This is a genomic window from Chryseobacterium sp. BLS98 (assembly GCF_001045445.1).
Lineage (GTDB): Bacteria > Bacteroidota > Bacteroidia > Flavobacteriales > Weeksellaceae > Chryseobacterium.
The window spans coordinates 546,962-564,486 of sequence record NZ_LFNF01000001.1; the positions used below are offsets into that span (position 1 = coordinate 546,962).

Annotated in this window: 16 protein-coding genes; 11 read left to right on the plus strand and 5 right to left on the minus strand. The window is 38.3% G+C overall.

Going from position 1 to position 17,525, the window contains the following annotated elements; translation table 11 throughout:
- Positions 1–17: 17 nt before the first annotated feature.
- The 3 genes from ACM40_RS20800 to ACM40_RS02510 form a co-directional block, all read right to left on the minus strand.
- Complete coding sequence (locus tag ACM40_RS20800; RefSeq protein WP_262483707.1) at positions 18–149, minus strand: hypothetical protein; 132 nt, start codon at positions 147–149, stop codon at positions 18–20.
- A 31-nt stretch (positions 150–180) separates the two neighbouring features.
- A complete protein-coding gene (locus ACM40_RS20205) occupies positions 181–1,209 on the minus strand; it encodes an acyltransferase family protein (RefSeq protein WP_083996766.1) in 1,029 nt (342 codons plus the stop codon).
- 129 nt (positions 1,210–1,338) lie between these two features.
- Positions 1,339–2,109: a class I SAM-dependent methyltransferase gene (locus tag ACM40_RS02510; protein ID WP_048501248.1), complete on the minus strand. Its 771-nt coding sequence runs from the start codon at positions 2,107–2,109 to the stop codon at positions 1,339–1,341.
- A gap of 105 nt (positions 2,110–2,214) precedes the next feature.
- Between ACM40_RS02510 and ACM40_RS02515 the strand changes: the two genes are divergently transcribed.
- From ACM40_RS02515 to ACM40_RS02525, 3 genes are read left to right on the plus strand one after another with little or no spacing between them, the layout of a single operon-like run.
- Entirely contained in the window at positions 2,215–2,757 is a 543-nt protein-coding gene (locus ACM40_RS02515) for an acyltransferase (RefSeq protein WP_048501249.1), read from the plus strand.
- Positions 2,758–2,763: 6 nt separating this feature from the next.
- Positions 2,764–3,603, plus strand: a complete 840-nt coding sequence (locus ACM40_RS02520) for a glycosyltransferase family 2 protein (RefSeq protein WP_048501250.1) — start codon at positions 2,764–2,766, stop codon at positions 3,601–3,603.
- Positions 3,603–4,769: a glycosyltransferase gene (locus tag ACM40_RS02525; RefSeq protein WP_048501251.1), complete on the plus strand. Its 1,167-nt coding sequence runs from the start codon at positions 3,603–3,605 to the stop codon at positions 4,767–4,769. The genes ACM40_RS02520 and ACM40_RS02525 overlap by 1 nt, the downstream gene beginning before the upstream one ends.
- 135 nt (positions 4,770–4,904) lie before the next feature.
- Here ACM40_RS02525 and ACM40_RS02530 read toward each other — a convergent pair whose 3' ends face one another.
- Positions 4,905–5,138, minus strand: coding sequence for a phosphopantetheine-binding protein (locus tag ACM40_RS02530; RefSeq protein WP_048501252.1), 234 nt, complete (start codon positions 5,136–5,138; stop codon positions 4,905–4,907).
- A gap of 29 nt (positions 5,139–5,167) precedes the next feature.
- Complete coding sequence (locus ACM40_RS02535; protein ID WP_048501699.1) at positions 5,168–6,142, minus strand: ketoacyl-ACP synthase III; 975 nt, start codon at positions 6,140–6,142, stop codon at positions 5,168–5,170.
- Positions 6,143–6,185: 43 nt separating this feature from the next.
- On the opposite strand from ACM40_RS02535, the gene ACM40_RS02540 reads away from it, so the two are divergent.
- From ACM40_RS02540 to ACM40_RS02575, 8 genes are all read left to right on the plus strand, one after another.
- Positions 6,186–6,749 carry a DapH/DapD/GlmU-related protein gene (locus ACM40_RS02540; RefSeq protein ID WP_048501253.1) on the plus strand — a complete coding sequence of 188 codons (564 nt, stop codon included), beginning with the start codon at positions 6,186–6,188 and terminating at the stop codon, positions 6,747–6,749.
- A complete protein-coding gene (locus tag ACM40_RS02545) occupies positions 6,750–7,901 on the plus strand; it encodes a glycosyltransferase (protein WP_048501254.1) in 1,152 nt (383 codons plus the stop codon).
- A gap of 10 nt (positions 7,902–7,911) precedes the next feature.
- Positions 7,912–8,463 carry a serine acetyltransferase gene (locus ACM40_RS02550; RefSeq protein WP_048501700.1) on the plus strand — a complete coding sequence of 184 codons (552 nt, stop codon included), beginning with the start codon at positions 7,912–7,914 and terminating at the stop codon, positions 8,461–8,463.
- Positions 8,464–8,836: 373 nt separating this feature from the next.
- Positions 8,837–13,768 (plus strand): T9SS type A sorting domain-containing protein, encoded by a 4,932-nt coding sequence (locus ACM40_RS02555; protein WP_048501255.1) that lies wholly within the window; start codon positions 8,837–8,839, stop codon positions 13,766–13,768.
- A gap of 341 nt (positions 13,769–14,109) precedes the next feature.
- Complete coding sequence (locus tag ACM40_RS02560; protein WP_048501256.1) at positions 14,110–14,778, plus strand: carbonic anhydrase; 669 nt, start codon at positions 14,110–14,112, stop codon at positions 14,776–14,778.
- Between the two features lie 23 nt (positions 14,779–14,801).
- Complete coding sequence (locus ACM40_RS02565; RefSeq protein WP_048501257.1) at positions 14,802–15,101, plus strand: hypothetical protein; 300 nt, start codon at positions 14,802–14,804, stop codon at positions 15,099–15,101.
- A 136-nt stretch (positions 15,102–15,237) separates the two neighbouring features.
- Entirely contained in the window at positions 15,238–16,830 is a 1,593-nt protein-coding gene (locus tag ACM40_RS02570; RefSeq protein WP_048501258.1) for a SulP family inorganic anion transporter, read from the plus strand.
- A 45-nt stretch (positions 16,831–16,875) separates the two neighbouring features.
- A complete protein-coding gene (locus ACM40_RS02575; protein WP_048501259.1) occupies positions 16,876–17,511 on the plus strand; it encodes a carbonic anhydrase in 636 nt (211 codons plus the stop codon).
- Positions 17,512–17,525 lie beyond the last annotated feature (14 nt).

Genomic DNA, 17,525 nt, shown 5'->3' on the forward strand with positions numbered 1-17,525 from the left:
AGATTCTATTATTTTTATTAAAATATGAATGTACTTGTTCTCAATTCTGTCAGTTCCGTATTATTCCTTTTAAAGGCTTCCGAGAGTACCGGATTTTTAGTATAAATGCATGCTGCATATGCCTTGGGAACATTCGTGCTTTTTTTCATCGTGTTTATTGTTTGTACAAAAATAAAGATTTTATCTGAGATTTACTTTTTTAAGATAATCTCTTAGCGGTTTTTCAATAAATTGATAAAAAATTATCGAGGTAATGATAAGAACAACCATATAAATCCAGAACACACGATTGATATCAGGTTTATAATCTTGCCATTTCAGGACCTCCCTCAGGATATACAAAATGGGAATATGGGTAATATAAATAGCATAACTTGCTTCACCAAGATATTCCAGAGGTTTTAATGCCAGAAGTCTGGTCAACAGCCCGTTATTCCATGAGATAAAAAGAATAAGCGGAATGAAAAGTACTGCCATAAGCCCGTTATGATAAAAAAGAGGCACAAAAATCAGTGAAAGCATCACAGCTGCAAAGATCAGGATTACAGGAATATCATAATTCTTCTGCCTAAAGTGGTTCACGAAAAACAATCCGGCAAGATTTCCTACTAAAAATTCACTTATATGCATCAGCGGAAAATAATACAGAAATTCGTGGCTTTCTGTATGCGGTCCCTTATAAGAAGGTGAAGCTTCATAAAGATGGGAAAATACCTGTGTAATCATCCATAAGACAATTCCTGCTACCCAGATACTTTTATTCTTTTTGGAATAAAAATAATTATACAGCACAGGGAAAATCAGATAAAACAAAAATTCCACAGAAATGGACCATCCCGGAAAATTTAAGATCATTGCCTTGCCCGGAATCCAGCTCTGCAACCCGAACAGGTATAAAAAAGAATCAATAAGACTAAAATTTGAGTACCGGGTTACCAGATACAGCAGCAATCCCACCACATACAGCGGGTAGATCCTTGCAAACCTGTTTTTATAATATTCGAAATACTCGATTTTTACTTTCTTATGATAGGCCACAATCATAATGAAACCTGAAAGAATAAAAAAATAGCTCACCCCAACATTGGCTTTCAGAAAGATATTGGAAATATAATCTGTCTTATAGACAAACATATCTTTATTGAAATGAGAGATAACGATGGCTATAGCGGCAAGGAATCTGGTAAAGGTAATCTGGCTTATCTTCATTCAAAAAACAGTTCAGCAGTTTTACAATAGTTTGGTTATATAAAAAACACTTTTACCGCGGTCATGAAAACAACAGTACTGAAAAGCACTGTCGGCAATACACAACAGGATATGGCGTTCTTTAAAAAACTATTTAACAAAAACGCCGATGTATTTTCCTTCGTATTCCACTACCGTAGTTTCTATGCTGTTTTTTTCACAGAAATCCTGATAGGCAGAATTATCCCCGATATCATCACTGATAAATACACCTCCTTTTTTCAGATGTTTATACAGCTCATCATAAGCCCAGATTCTTCCGTTATAGCTTTTATCAGAGTCATAATGAAGAACATCAAAAACTGAATTTTCAGCAAAGATCTTCGGTAACGATTCTTTGTCTGCAAAACGGAATAATTTCCAGTTGTTTTTAAGGTTTTGCGGCACTACGTAGCCTACGTACTGATCTCCGTCCTGCGCCAGATAAGGCATATCTGAACTGTACAGCGTTCCGTCCCTTTTAACCAGGGAAAGAAGCGAAACCAGCGATGACCATCCGTAAGCAACCCCTGTTTCCACCACGTTCTTTGCATTCGCAAACTCGCAGGCATAATAGATCAGTTCCAGTGCTCCGGGTCCTCCCATTTTTACAGGACATGCTTTTTCCTTCTGCTCTGCCGTTCTTAAAATATCCGCATAATCCGTACGGAAAGCGCCTGTTTCAAGGCCGAATAGTTTTAAAACAGCTTTTTCCTGGGAAATGGCTCTTTCTGCAGCCCAGGAATTTGTTTTTTCCTTGCCTTTGAAAGCATTGCCTCTGTTCACTGTATTCTTAATGATTTTCCGGCCCAGTTCCGGGTAAAGATCGGGTCTTTTCAGATACCCTATAAATGTTTTGAGAACTCTTGTTATTTCACTCACTGTGTTGTCTTTAATTCCGCAAAAATAAATATTTTTTTTTTCATTTATCTAAAAACAGATATATTTGTGTTACTCAAATGAAATGAAAAAAATAAATGCACCACTATGTTCTACAGTTTTTTCGAAAAAATCTACAGAAAACAGCTGCTTTCAAGCCTGAAAAAAAATCCAAAAGTATTTTCTGAAAATATCAGACTGGGTGTAGGAAACCGTTTTGTTCTGGATAAAAATTTGGAAAAATTGAGCATCGGCAAATCCGCAGAATTTAGAAACTATACTTGTATCCTGGTGGCAAAAGGTGCCAGCCTGGAAATAGGAGACCGTTTCTTTATGAATAACTTTTGCTCGATCAACTGCCTGGAACATATTTCAATTGGTGAAAATACTTTGTTTGGCGAAAATGTCAAATTGTACGATCACAATCATGCTTATGAAACCTCTCCGGAATTCAGGCTGCACTCGTCAAAATTCACAAAAGCTCCTATAAAAATAGGCAGTAACTGCTGGCTGGGAAGCAACGTTACAGTACTGAAAGGCGTTACGATTGGCGATAACTGTATCATTGGGGCAGGATGTACCATATACAAAGATATTCCTGCTAATACACAGGTAGTCAATAAACAGGATTTAATATTCAATTCCCTTTAAATTCAGATGAAATTTTCCATACTTATCGCCCACTACAATAATGCTGTGCTTTTTAAAGACTGCTACAGTTCGTTACTCGCACAAACTTATAAAAACTGGGAGGCCGTAATTCTGGATGATGCTTCATCTGAAGAAGAGAAAGAGCAAATCAAAGCTATCATCGCAGGAGATGAACGGTTTAAATTTTTTGAAAATGAAGAAAATTCCGGCGTTGGCGTTACCAAAAGTAAGCTTATTGAGTTTGCTTCCGGAGACATCTGTGGTTTTGTAGACCCTGACGATGCTATTCTTCCCGAAGCCGTTGAAAAAGCCGTGAAAGTATTTACAGAGAAAAAAAATGTTGTGCTGGCCTATTCCAGATTTATGAGCTGTGATAAGGATCTGAAACCTATTGCACCTTTCAAATCTGCTATGCAGGTTCAGAATAAGGACCCGTATTTCTTTAACTATCCTATCCAGATCGCTCATTTTGTAACGTTCAGAAAAGATATTTACGACCAGACTGAAAAAATGAATCCTAGTCTTAAAATTTCAGAAGATCAGGACCTTTATTTAAAGCTATATGAAAAAGGTGACGTTTATTTCATTGACGACACCAATTATCTGTACAGAACGCATCAGGGAGGTATATCCCAGAATGACAATAAATCGAAGTCTTACGAATATTTCTCACAGGTGGTTTTTAATGCGATGAAGAGAAGAAATATCAAAAGTATCAACGGAATGAAGGTTCCTGAAACCTATCCCGGACAGCAGGAAATTTTTAAGCTTCTTGAATATCAGAATTCAATTCCATATAGGATAAAAAGAAAAATCTCCATTACTTTACAAAAACTTTTCAGGTAATGTCAACAGAAAATCAGAAAATAAAAATTCTTTTCAGACACCGTTCTATGGAAATGGGTGGTGTGGAAAAAGTAATCCTCAGTATCCTCCACAATCTTGATCCTGAAAAATTTGATATCACTGTTTGCCTGAATCTGAATCAGGGTGAACTGAGAAATGAATTTCCTAAGCATATTAAAAAGATATATTTAGCGGATGGAAAAGAAGATTTTTCCACCAATCCATTGATCCATAAACTACAGCTTGTCCGAAGAAGCCTGAAGCTTTCCCGCGCGCTGAAAAATCATAAAATATCTGACCGTCTTTTAGAGAACAAAAAATTTGATATTGAGATTGCTCCTACATATGCAGCATTTTCCTCCGTCACCGGATCCAGTAACAAAGCTTCAAAAAAAATCGGCTGGTTCCACTCGGAGATCAATCTGCCTGCTATGCAGCCGCTAGTGCCTGGTATTCTTGAAAATTTTCCACAGTTTGATCATATGATTTACTGTTCACAGAAAATTAAAGACCTGATGCATACCTATTATCCGGATTTAAAATATCCTGATGAAAGTGTGGTAATTAATGCTATTCCTATTGAGGAAATCAAGAGAAAAGCACAGGAAAAAATAGAAGACCTGCCTGAAGGGCCTGTTTTTGTCTCAGTAGGACGTCTTCACAGCAGAAAAGGTTACCACAAGCTGATTGATGCTCATAAAAAGCTGATTGATGAAGGGTTTCACCACAGTATTATCGTTGTGGGAAGCGGTGAGGAAATGAAAAACCTTACGGAACAGATTCGCGTCAATAATGTTCAGGATACTTTTATTTTAAGCGGTAACAGGATGAATCCATATCCTTACGTAAAAAATGCAGATTACTTCATCCTCCCATCTGAATCTGAAGCATGGCCGCTAGTGATTGCTGAAGCCTTAATTCTTCAGAAACCTATCATTGCTACCGATACAGGAGATGTGGGACAAATGATTAAAGACCGTGAAACAGGGTACCTCATCAATTATGAAACAGACGAGATGTATGCTGCCATGAAAGCTTTTCTGACAGATCCTGAGCTTATTGCCAGAATAAAAAAGAATCTTGAAAATATTGAAGACCAGTTTGACAATCAGAAGATTTTTGATGCAGTGGAACGAATCTTTGAAGATCTTTACCAAAAAAAATAAGTGACTGAATTCAGATTTTACTAAAATCAATACTTTTCAGCAATTGTCCAAAGCATTCTACAGAACAGCTTCTCCCGATAACCGGAAGAAGCATCTGTATAAGGGCTGTTGTAATTTTTTAAGAAAACAGATTCATTAGTCTTCGAAATTCTCTCTACCAATGACATCCATCAGGTCAGAAACCGTTTTTACGTCTTTGAAATCCTTCGTGTCAATTTTTTTATCGAAATTTTCATCAACTAATGCGATCACAGAAAGCAGACTGATAGAATCATAGCTTTCGAGCTGTTCCAGATTGGTTTCAATGGTTAATGTTTCATCTTCTCCTAATTCTTCTTGTAATTTCTCTAAAAAAACGGATATTTTCATATGTTTAAAATTTTACTACTTCTAATTTTCTAAATTTCCAGCACGGTTGCTCCCCAGGAATATCCTACTCCGAAACCGGCCATTAATACTCTCTCTCCTTCTTTCAGTATGCCTTTATCCATCATGCTTTTCAAAGCGATAGGAATAGTTGCTGATACTGTGTTTCCTGTGTTTTCCATGTCAACATAAAACTTTTCTGCCGGTATTTTGATCTTTTTTCTTAAATAATTCAGCATAAAAGAATTGGCCTGATGAAAGACAAAATGATCAATATCTTCCATAGTCAGCCCGTTTGTTTCCAAGGTTTCTTTTACCAGCCCCGGAATATTTTCAATGGTGAAATTAAAAATCTCCGGACCGTTCATATAAAGGTTTTCCGGATGAAACTCATTTTCCGGGTTGAGCTCAAAATCTGTTCTGAATGCTCCTTTCTTTACAATAAGATTTTCGGCACCGCTTCCGTCTGTTCCCAGGCAGAATTGATAATCTGCAGCATTCTCATCTTTTTCTACAATCACCGATGCAGATGCATCCCCGAATATGCTTCGGTTGGCTTTATCTTTCAGGTTGATATGCTTTGTATAAGTTTCTGATGTGATCAGTAAAATACTCTTTGCAATACCGGCTGATACTAATCCTTTAGCAAAAGCCAGTCCATAAATGAATCCGGAGCAGCCAAGATTAAAATCTGTGGCACCAATATTTCTTCTGAGACCAAGCCTGTCCTGAAGAATACAGGCCGTTGTGGGGAGAAAATAATCCGGGCTTTGGGTGCAGAAAAGAATAAAATCTACTTTATTCCTGTCATAATTTTCAAAAAGTTTTTCGGAAGATTTTACGGCAAGCTCCAGTACGGTTTCGCTGTCTGAGGAAATATGTCGCTGTCTGATTCCTATTTTTTCCTGAATCCTCTCGGAGTTCCATTCAGGAAATTCTTTTTCAAGGTCCTCATTTGTAAGAACCTGTTCAGGTAAATAATATTCTATTTTAGAAACTTTTATCATAGAAATTCTTTTTCTTTGTAAAAATAAAAACAAATTCACAATAATGATGCTCCTATTCAGAATCATCTTAAAGGTCCGTTCCCTATACGAAGACATGGTGAAAAATGCGGCTATAAAGGTAGCAATACATAAGGGTATGAGAGTTGGTGACAATCTGTATGTTCAAGGTATTCCCAACTTTGGTTCAGAATGTTTTCTTATAGAAATGGGTGATAATGTAACCATTGCAGAAGGGGTCTCTTTCATTAATCACGGAGGAGACGGCCGGGTAACCAAAAGAATTGAAAAATATAAAAACGGAAGAACTTTTGGAAGAATAAAAATCGGTAACAATACTTTTATTGGAAAAGGAACTGTTCTTTTACCCGGGGTTTCTATCGGGAGCAATTGTATTGTAGGTTCATTAAGTGTTGTCAGCAGTTCAATTCCTGACAATTCGGTGTATGCGGGAACTCCTGCAAAATTTATCTGCACCATTGACCAGTATGGCGAAAAATTATTGGCAAACAACACCGTTTATCCTTTAGAGTTAGAAGCCGACCGGTCTGCCTTAGAAAAATACCTCATCAAAAATCTCCCTCACCATTATAAACCTGTAAAAAAATAAATGTCACAAAAAAAGAAAGTCCTTATTCGTATAGGCTCTCTCCGACACGGCGGTGCAGAAAAAGTTCTTGTTAACTTTCTCAAAAACCTGCCTGAGGACAAATATGAAATTGACCTGCTGATCAATCTGTACACGGGAATGTACATCAAGGAAGTTCCGTCATGGGTTAACCTGCATTACCTGCTTAAGGGAGAAATGATTACCACCAACAGGCCTCATGAAATTCCGGTGAAAGCATTCAGGGTGCTTTACCAGAAAATGTTCCTGTGGTTCCCCGGCCTTCTTTATCGCTTCGTCCTGAAGAATAAAAAATATGATGTGGAAATAGCGGCTATTCATGGGATGTACAGAGAGCTTCTTTCCAGCCCGCAGAAGGATTCAAAAAAAATCATCTGGATCCAGAATGATATTTTTAACCTGAAGGAATATACACCGGATGTAATTAGACAGCTTTTCAGATTTGACAGAATTTTGGTTATTTCCAACAAGCTGAAAGAGGAAATGCAAAAGTCGGCGAAAAACGACAGAGAAAAACAGGCTGTCATTAAAATATTTAACCCGATAGATAAGGACGATACTTTAAAAAAGGCAAATACGGCAATTGATGATTATCCTTTTTCCAATAGCCTTCCTACTTTTATCACCATTGGCACTGTTTACCCGCAAAAAGGTTACGACAGGCTTCTGGATGTGCATAAAAAGCTGATTGATGAAGGACTGAAGCATCAGATTATCATTATTGGCGATGGTTTTGATTTTGAGAATATCCAGGCAAAGCTGAATCAGCTGGGTCTTCAGGACAGTGTAAAAATGCTTGGTTTCAGAAGCAATCCTTATCCATATCTTAAAAAAGCCGATTTTTATATTATGTCTTCAAGGCATGAAGGTTTCCCTACCATTATCGCAGAAGCTTTGATTTTGAATAAGCCCGTTGTTTCCACAGATGTTTCCGGAATTAAAGATCTTCTTCAGGATGGAAAATTAGGTATCATTACCCCAAATTCAGAGGATGGAATCTATGAAGGAATGAAAAAGATCCTTACTCATCATGAACTTGCAGATCATTACCCAAAAGAAATTGCGATGACTGATCTGCCGTTTGTACTTCAGAAATCTGTAGCACAGCTTCAGGAAATCATTGATGAATTATAAAAGAGTAAACATGAGCTATACAACTATACAGAAAGATTTTTACAGGGAAAGCGGAAAATGGCTCTCTTCAGTGGAGATCTTGAAGAAATGCATCAATCCTAACCTGCATTTTATTTATATTCTAAGAAAAGCTCAGAAGTATAATAAGAAACCTGTTTCAGGAATATTCTGGAAGTTTGTCCTGAGGCACTACCAGATAAAATACGGTTACCAGATTTATCCTGAAACCGAAATCGGGGAAGGTTTTTATCTGGGGCATTGGGGAAGTTTAGTGATCAATCCTAAAGCTAAAATCGGCAAAAACTGCAATATTGCACAGGGGGTAACTATCGGGCAGCAAAACCGCGGTAAGCTTCAGGGCTTCCCTACCATTTCTGACGAAGTCTGGATAGGAGCCAATGCCGTTATTGTGGGTGGAATCACTATTGGAAGCAATGTTCTGATCGCTCCCAACTCATATGTTAATTTTGATGTTCCTTCCAATTCTGTAGTGGTTGGAAATCCAGGGGTAATTTATCCGGCAGAAAGTGCTACAGAGTCTTATATCAATAATAAAATATAGAAAAACATCTGTATAGATTTATAAATTTATACAGCATTTTTCCCGAAAATTACATTATCTGTTGCAGAAAAAATTTTTTTTATCGACTTTTGCTTCAGGATAAATAAAATTAAGTTTTGTCTTAGATTTATTATCGTTACAAAAACACAACAACGTAAAAACTCAATAACATGAAAAAAAATTATGCTCTAAATACAGGCAATCTTCTGTATTGCCTCATCTTCATTATATAGCCTAACATACAATACCGGAGTACTTTAAGATTCATATAATCCAATCCTGATTAACCAACTTGGGATTGGCATTGCCTGTAAACTTCGCATATTCGAATATCTTACTATTCATTCATAAAAACACTTTTAATTCTATACGTATGAAAAAAAAATCGACTTTAAAGATTTTTGCTGCAGTACTTTGTATTGCATCGTCTCATGCAGTAGCAAGGACAGCAACTGTCCCCAGACCTGGTGAGACCAGTATTGGATTCAAGCATATGACACCTTTGCCTCTAAGTGTCTATGAACTGGATCCTCTTATCGTCATTTCACAAAATGTGAATGAGAAGGGATTGGTGGTAATGAAAGGAAACTTTCAAAAGCCCACTACCGCCGGAGATGTAAAAGTTACCATCAAGTACAAGGATTCCCAAAACAACTGGGTCTCTTTGTGGTGTAAAACTTTTGCAGGTAACTATGATTACAATGAAGAGCTTACAGCCAATTTTGAATTACCTCAATCGGCTTTGAATACGCATTCCGTTAAGGTTGAATTAAGCTCGGACGCTACCATCACCAACTGGCAGTCCATCGTATGGGATAAAACCGTAAGCCATTACAAGCAATCGAATTATGCTTACGCCAACTGTGATCTGGATGAAAACCAGTACACTATTTTATTTACACCTAAAAAAAACGGAACCGTTTTATACAACTCCAACGGAACCGTTTCGGGAGTAAAAGACAGGGTGACCTCCCAGCACCTGGTAAGAAAACTGGATGACATTGTTTTATCTTTCCAAGGAAATGCAGCATTGGATAATGCCAACGTCAATTCTCCGGTTGTTAACATTACCAACCCTAATAATCTTGCTACCATAGCAAGTTCCCAAAAATTTATTTACCAGAACAGTGATACAAGTCCTTTCGAGTTCTCCTATCATGATCCTGTCTATATGTTTGCAGGAAAATTCTCAAACGAAAGTTTCTTTATTAACTTCAGTAACTGGTTTTTGCCTCCGGAAGAAGGAGGAGAAGCCTGGGGAAGAGGTTATCTGGATTTTACCAATCCTAATGCCCTTGTTAACCGATATTATAATCTTTACAATTATATCAATGAAAAGCTGGGTGATGTTTTTGCCAACCAGCAGCCTGTTGTTATTGTTATAAGTAAGATCACAGGGCTAAGAGTTTATAAAGCTAACGGACAGTATATTTCTCTTACTGCGTTGAGTAATTATAATACTACTAATGATTATGGATATCCTCCACTCAATGACAAACAGAGAGGCCCAGGTTCAGAAAACTTTTCTTTAAGCAATACGTCTCAGGCCTCAATATACGGCGTGGGTGCCATCAGAAACAGAAAAGTGATCGCCGGCTGGAACGGCCCTTCAAGACCTTTAATGGATATAGAAACTGAGATCAATAAATTTATAAAGTATGTAGGAATTTTCACTAACCCTACTACGGAGGAATGTCCTGTTGCATGCTTTACCCTTAATTCCGGTGCCCAGTCTGACTATGCCGACTGGACTAAAGCACCGAACAGCTATATCTTCACCGGTAAGGATAAGAAAAATAATAATGCCAATGTAGACGGTCTTTATATTCCTGTGAAAAAAGCCCACGAAATGTGGTCCAAAGGTGGCGATTTTATGAAGGACGATACAGGCAATTATACTCCTATTCCCGAGCAGGGGCTTGCAAAAGCAGGACTATACTGGGAAGATGAGCCTGGACTTATAAAATCAGTTACTTTAGAAGGTACAGGAGAAAACGCCAGGATCAAAGTAATGGTCAATAAGGTAAAAGAAGGTAATGCAGTAATATCTTACAAAGTAGATGATAAGATCTACTGGTCATGGCACGTATGGGTTACCGACGATCCTGAAGACGGAAGTACTTATCACCACGGTTTCGAAAAAGATAAAAGCGGAAATGTCGTAACGAACTGGAAATGGATGGACAGAAACCTTGGGGCTACCAATGGAAGTTTTGTAGGAAATGAATGGCACAAATCCGCCGGACTGCAGTATCAGTGGGGAAGAAAAGACCCGTTCCCGCCATTCGGGCTGAAAGACTTAAGCCTGTACCCTATTAGCGGAGAGGTCAATCTAAATTATAATGATCCGGCATTCCAGTCTAAATTCATCAAGGTAAGAGGTAATAAATACTCTTCCCAGATTAATACGGGAACGGATACTCCTAACGGAAACATCAGATTTTCTATCCAAAACCCGATCAGCTTTATTGCTACCCCAATTTATGTGGCTAAAAAAGATCAGGCATTATTAAATGATGGCGAAGACTTTTTAAAGCAAAACAGCAATGACAGCTGGACATCGGTAGGAATCACCACATGGTTCTCAAAACAAAAATATAAAAAATATGAGCCTCCTTACCGTGAAAACATTATTGCATGGGACCTTTGGGGAGATACACGTCAGGGTAACTATTCCGATATAGACGATGCTGTTGTGGGGGAAGCCAGTACCAGATACGCATTGAAATCACCATATGATCCATGTCCGTGCAACTGGAGAGTCCCTTCAAGCTACTTCTCAGGAGGAAGAAACTCCTCTACTCCAATGCCTGATGAAAACAGATATAGCCCTTGGGGAAAACATACCGGCAATACTGTTGATCCTGAATTCAATGCAACTTCATTGAATGCCGATTATCCGGGTATAAAGGTTTATCCTCAGTTTGGGTTCGATTTCTCAGGTGTTTCCGGAATGAATCTGGGCAAATTCCCAATCAACGGAAATTATGAATCCTACCCTAACGCAACTGGACCTCTAAAATATGGAACAGGATGGATTACACCGGTTCTCAATTTCCAGGACCAGAGTGCTGATGGAGGTTTATTAACTTCTACATTTATGACTGCCTCCGAGGTTATCAATGGGGTACGTTACCCTTCATTTGGAGCTGCCGGGTTGGCTTTAATATCAGATCCTTTAAGCGGATCCAAGCCAAGACCGGGATGGCACAGATTCTCAAGCAGTGCTTATACAGGCAATGGTGGTGTTCGTTGTATTTATGATCCTAACGCCGCTTCTATGTCGCAGGAATTTGACACTCAATATGTTTATTCAGGAAGCGAGATCTATTCTACTGAAACTTTAAAGGCATGGACCAAACTTCCAAACAGTTATGTAGAATATACCAATTCTGACCTGGTAACACCCAATCCAAACGGAAATAATATAGATCCAAACAGGGATAATGACAGAATTATTGATATTCCTTTAAGAAAGGCATATGCAATGTATAAGCTCCATTTAAGTACGGACTTCTCTTTACCGGCAGAAGGAACGAAAACCTCATCTGTAGTCTGGACCACTAATACAAGTCTGATCAAAACAATGGAAATTGTAGGTGGAGACGGCCCTATAGAGAATGCCATATTAAGAGTTACCTTAAATTCAAAAACATATGGTAATGCTGTGGTTGCGTTCCACATGGGTACTGGAACCTGGTCAGCAAACAAGCATAATGATCCGGTATTATGGAGCTGGCATATATGGGCACCAAGAACTGTCATCACAAAGTATGATGTAGATCCTGAAAACGCTGGGAACGGAGGGGTTATTCCTGCTAACGAGCAGTTTGTAGATCCGATGACCAGTGCAGGTGTTCCTATGAAAACGACCTTTATGGACAGGGATCTCGGAGCCAGAGATAAGTTGGTGAATGAGCATATTTATGAACCTTCCGGTTCTGTATTTGCATCAGGTCTTGCTGCTCCTACTACAGCTAGTTTTCCTACAGGAAATCCTGCCACACTAGCCAGATTAGCTCAAATAAGTGAAAGTGGTGGCTTACACTATCAATGGGGAAGAAAAGATCCGTTGCCAGTGTTTTACAATCCGGGGCCGTCTTACTATAACTACGGAACCAATTACGCTGCCTATAATGTATTCAGACAAAATAACCCTGCCAATGTTACTACAGGGGCAATACCTTATGCAGCCAATATGCCTGAATCAGATTATTTAACTTCTTATACTCAGGCTTACCCTACATATTCAGCTGCAGCTAATGTTTCAACATCCGATTCAAAAGCAGATAAACTGAAGAAAATAGTAAAGTATTCTGTTAACAACCCACTAAATTATCTGTATCAAACCGATGCGGCAAAATTAGACTGGGTGTCTGATGAAAATGGAAACATGCCGGAAAGATGGGGCCATGCTACCGAAAAATCTGCATACGATCCATGTCCTGCAGGCTGGAGAGTAGTAGATCTTGAAAGCGTTTCCACTGGGATTATCCTCGGTAATTTTATTTCAAAAGGAAATACACCTTGGTTCTATAATAAGCAATTTAATACTGCTTATGGTATAGATCCGGGAGATATTAATGCAATGGTGAAGTATGAAAATTATGACCCGGCTAAATATAACTATATCGGCGGTACTCTATATGCCTATTATTCAGGAAAAGGAGCTGTAGCTTATGGATATATATTAAACAGACCAGAATACAATATAGGTTTGTTTCCTAATACTGGTATAAGAGGTTTCAACGGAGGTAATGCGATGAGCGATTATCTTAATGGCACCTCAGGTTTAAAAGCTTTCCAGTATTCCGGTATCTGGACATCTGCCAACCAAGGTGGCGGTGGAAGTTCTTTAGGAATGTTATTTAAAACAACTTCCAATCCTTATTATTTCTTAACGCCAACATTCGGTTTCCGCCCTCAGGCAGCGATGTCCTGCCGTTGCGCCGAAATTAAATACGATGCCAATGGAAAAGAAATCGGAAGATACGAACCGTCTGCTATTCCTGTTGCGCCAAATGCTTTAGCTAAAGCAACAAATGTTCTTGCAAAATCAGTGATTGTGGAAAAAGTAACTCAGAACAAACTTGAGTTCTTCCCGAATCCTGTGAAGAATATGCTGTACATCAAAGGAAATGATATCGCTAAAGAATATTATTATCAGATTTACAACCTGTCCGGCCAGCTGGTAAAATCAGGGAAATTTGAAAACGAAAGTACAGATCTTTCATCTTTAGTATCAGGAGCTTATGTAGTAAGAATCAACAATTCTGAAACAGTAGTGAAAATTATTAAAGAATAATAGCTACAACCTGTAAATTAAGCCGTCACAATGCAAATTGTGGCGGTTTTTTTATAGAATTAATAATATTTTAATCTGTATTTTCAATTTTATCATTTATAGTTTGTAATTTTATGTGAGTTTTGAGTTTAAATTATTTGGTTTTCAGTCCTGCTTTGTGAAGAAATACTATTAAAACAGGCAATTTAAATATGATTTTAAGCATATTTTAATATTAAACTTTGTTAAAAGTATTTGTCTTTACCGCAAAAATTATATTTTTGTATCATTATTGATTTGATCTATTGAATTTGAAAATAATTTAAACGAAATAAATAATTACAACCTTTTAATTTTAATTTATGTCACAATCGTACGAAGTTATTTTCGAAAACAATAGAAAATGGGTAGAATCAAAAGTTTCAGACAATCCGGAATTCTTCCATGAGCTGGCAAAAACTCAGAACCCCGATTATTTGTACATCGGATGTTCAGACAGCAGAGCTACAGCGGAAGAACTGATGGGTGCAAAACCCGGCGAAGTTTTTGTTCACAGAAACATTGCTAATGTTGTCAATACTTTAGATATGAGTTCCACAGCAGTGATTCAATATGCAGTAGAACATCTTAAAGTAAAACATATTATCGTATGTGGACATTACAACTGCGGAGGTGTAAAAGCAGCAATGACTCCTCAGGATCTGGGATTATTAAATCCCTGGTTGAGAAATATCCGTGATGTTTACAGATTGCACCAGGCTGAACTGGATACTATCGCAGATGAAGGAAAGCGTTATGACAGGCTTGTAGAACTGAATGTTCAGGAGCAGTGCATCAACGTGATCAAAATGGCCTGCGTACAGGAAAGATATATTTTAGAAGAGTATCCTATTGTACACGGCTGGGTATTTGACCTTAGAACAGGTAAGATTATTGATTTGGAGATTGATTTCGAGAAAATCCTCAAAGACATCCAAAAAATCTACAACCTTACAAGTTCCGATTGGGTAATGAGCAGAAAAACAGACTAGTTTTTCTAAAAAATGAATGTAAGATGAAATTCTGGAGTATTATTGTATTGACCCTTTTCCTGAACTTCACAGCACTGCCGGGCATTGCTGCGGTTGCTGGCTGGGATATTGCAAGGACCAATGTAATCATCAATGAAGAAGAACCACATTCTCACCCATCCTCTTTTATTGTTTATGAAAAGACCCTTCCGAAACCTTTAGACGTATTCGATTATGTAAAGTTTTCCGAACCTGACCTTCAGGGCGTGTCTTTTGAGCTGATCGATGATTCCTTTCATCTGTCGCCCCTACTTACCATATTTTCTCCGCCTCCGGAAGCTTAATTTTAAGTATAGCCAAACTATAGTATTCATATCAACACTGATATCGGATACGCATGCCTAAAAATTAAATTTCCAATCTTTTATAATTGATTATCTAAAGACAGATCAATCGGTTATAGTATTTTTCAAAAACAACATGAAAAAAACATCATTTATAGGAGGAATCAAGGAGAATTTCCCTTCAGGGCTCGTTGTATTCTTAGTTGCGCTTCCATTATGTCTCGGAATCGCTTTAGCATCAGGAGCACCGCCATTATCCGGTGTGATCGCCGGTATAGTAGGCGGATTAGTTGTAGGATTTATCAGTAATTCAAATATATCAGTATCAGGGCCAGCTGCAGGTCTTACGGCCATTGTTTTAACGGCTATTACAGATCTGGGCGCTTTTGAACTGTTCCTTTGTGCCGGAATTATTGCCGGGCTTATCCAGTTGGTTTTAGGGTTTATCAGAGCCGGAAGTATATCCAATTATTTTCCGAATAACGTTATTGAGGGGATGCTTGCCGCTATCGGTATTATTATTATTTTAAAACAGATCCCACATGCCCTGGGATTTGATAAAGATTACGAGGGGCACGAATCTATTTTTGATAACGGCCTAAATTTCGGATATTTTACAGAACTATTAGGAGCCGTACATCCGGGAGCTATCCTGGTAACGCTGGTTTCAGTAGGTATTCTTATTGCGTGGGACAAAATTCCGGCTTTAAAAAGAATGAAAATGCTTCCGGGAGCACTGGTAGCAGTAGTAGCAGGGATACTTTTAAACGAAGCATTCAAACTGTCAGGAAGCTCATTGGCGATCGGTAGCCAGCATCTGGTTTCACTACCCGTCCCCCAATCATTGGATGATTTCAAAAATCTTGTTACGATGCCTGATTTTAATGGATTCACCAATCCAAAGGTATGGATAGTGGGGGCAACCATTGCCATTGTAGCTTCTATTGAAACGCTGCTTTGTATCGAAGCATCGGACAGATTGGATAAGCAGAGAAGAATTACGGATACCAATCTTGAGCTTAAAGCACAGGGAATCGGGAATCTGATCAGCTCATTTATCGGAGGGCTGCCCATGACATCTGTAGTGGTAAGAAGTTCTGCCAATGCCAATGCAGGGGCTACTTCAAAAATGTCTGCCATGATTCATGGGGTACTGCTTCTGGTTTGTGTGCTTAGTATTCCGTTTATTCTTAATCTAATCCCACTTGCGACTCTTGCCGCGGTACTGATCCTGGTAGGATACAAACTGGCAAAGCCTGCGACTTTCAAACATTTCTGGCACCTTGGTAAATTCCAGTTCATCCCGTTTGTAGCTACCGTAGTAGCGGTGGTGGCTACCGATCTTCTCAAGGGGGTAGGTATCGGTCTGGCCATTTCGATATTCTATATCCTTCAGGGAAATATGAAACGGGCCTACTATCTGAGCAGGGAAAAGCTGAATGATGCGGATGAAATTAATATTAAACTTGCTGAGGAAGTTTCTTTCCTTAACAAAGCAGCGATCAAAAAAACGTTGAAAAACGTCAAACCTAACTCTACCGTAACGATAGACGCAAGAGGAACTTCATATATTGCCACGGACGTGCTGGAAATGATCCAGGATTTCGCCAATATCAGGGCAAAAGAGGAAGACATCAACGTTGAGCTGTTAGGCTTCAAAACTTCATACAAAGATTATGAAACAGATGAAGATTCTCACATTCTTATTACTCACAGAAGAGCTATGTAAGCTCAAAACCAAAATTTTTAACTTAAAAAAGAATAAAAAAATCATATGAAAGCACATACATACGAAACTCAATCTACTATTACTCCTGAAAAAGCATTAAACTTTTTAAAAGACGGGAACCAAAGATTTGTCAATAATCTGAAGGCCAACAGGGATCTTTTAGAGCAGGTAAATGCCACACGCGAAGGGCAATGGCCATTTGCAGTCGTTTTAAGCTGTATCGACAGCCGTACTTCTGCGGAACTTATCTTCGATCAGGGATTAGGAGACATTTTCAGCATCAGAATTGCCGGTAATTTTATCAATCAGGATATTTTAGGTTCAATGGAATTTGGCTGTAACGTTGCAGGTTCCAAGCTGGTTGTTGTTTTAGGACACACTAAATGCGGGGCATTAAAAGGGGGACTGGACGCAGCACAAATTCAGGAAATGGGAATGGATAATCTGAACCACTTAATTAATCATTTCGATCCAATTATCAATGAAATTATTGAAGAAGGTGAAGAACGCTCATCAAAAAACAGTTCGCTTCTGGAAAGATTAAATCATCAAAATGTAAGAAGTGCAATCGAAGATATCCGTACACAAAGCTCAACCCTTAAAAAGCTTGAAGATGAAGGTAAGATTAAAATAGTCGGAGCTAATTATGATGTTGAAACAGGGGTTGTAACCTGGCTGTAAAAATTAAAAATCTG

Coding starts and splice junctions, on each gene's coding strand:
- ACM40_RS20800 (WP_262483707.1), bottom strand. CDS start 149: ATGAAAAAAAGCACGAATGTTCCCAAGGCATATGCAGCATGCATTTAT.
- ACM40_RS20205 (WP_083996766.1), bottom strand. CDS start 1,209: ATGAAGATAAGCCAGATTACCTTTACCAGATTCCTTGCCGCTATAGCC.
- ACM40_RS02515 (WP_048501249.1), top strand. CDS start 2,215: ATGTTCTACAGTTTTTTCGAAAAAATCTACAGAAAACAGCTGCTTTCA.
- ACM40_RS02520 (WP_048501250.1), top strand. CDS start 2,764: ATGAAATTTTCCATACTTATCGCCCACTACAATAATGCTGTGCTTTTT.
- ACM40_RS02525 (WP_048501251.1), top strand. CDS start 3,603: ATGTCAACAGAAAATCAGAAAATAAAAATTCTTTTCAGACACCGTTCT.
- ACM40_RS02530 (WP_048501252.1), bottom strand. CDS start 5,138: ATGAAAATATCCGTTTTTTTAGAGAAATTACAAGAAGAATTAGGAGAA.
- ACM40_RS02535 (WP_048501699.1), bottom strand. CDS start 6,142: ATGATAAAAGTTTCTAAAATAGAATATTATTTACCTGAACAGGTTCTT.
- ACM40_RS02540 (WP_048501253.1), top strand. CDS start 6,186: ATGATGCTCCTATTCAGAATCATCTTAAAGGTCCGTTCCCTATACGAA.
- ACM40_RS02545 (WP_048501254.1), top strand. CDS start 6,750: ATGTCACAAAAAAAGAAAGTCCTTATTCGTATAGGCTCTCTCCGACAC.
- ACM40_RS02550 (WP_048501700.1), top strand. CDS start 7,912: ATGAGCTATACAACTATACAGAAAGATTTTTACAGGGAAAGCGGAAAA.
- ACM40_RS02555 (WP_048501255.1), top strand. CDS start 8,837: ATGAAAAAAAAATCGACTTTAAAGATTTTTGCTGCAGTACTTTGTATT.
- ACM40_RS02560 (WP_048501256.1), top strand. CDS start 14,110: ATGTCACAATCGTACGAAGTTATTTTCGAAAACAATAGAAAATGGGTA.
- ACM40_RS02565 (WP_048501257.1), top strand. CDS start 14,802: ATGAAATTCTGGAGTATTATTGTATTGACCCTTTTCCTGAACTTCACA.
- ACM40_RS02570 (WP_048501258.1), top strand. CDS start 15,238: ATGAAAAAAACATCATTTATAGGAGGAATCAAGGAGAATTTCCCTTCA.
- ACM40_RS02575 (WP_048501259.1), top strand. CDS start 16,876: ATGAAAGCACATACATACGAAACTCAATCTACTATTACTCCTGAAAAA.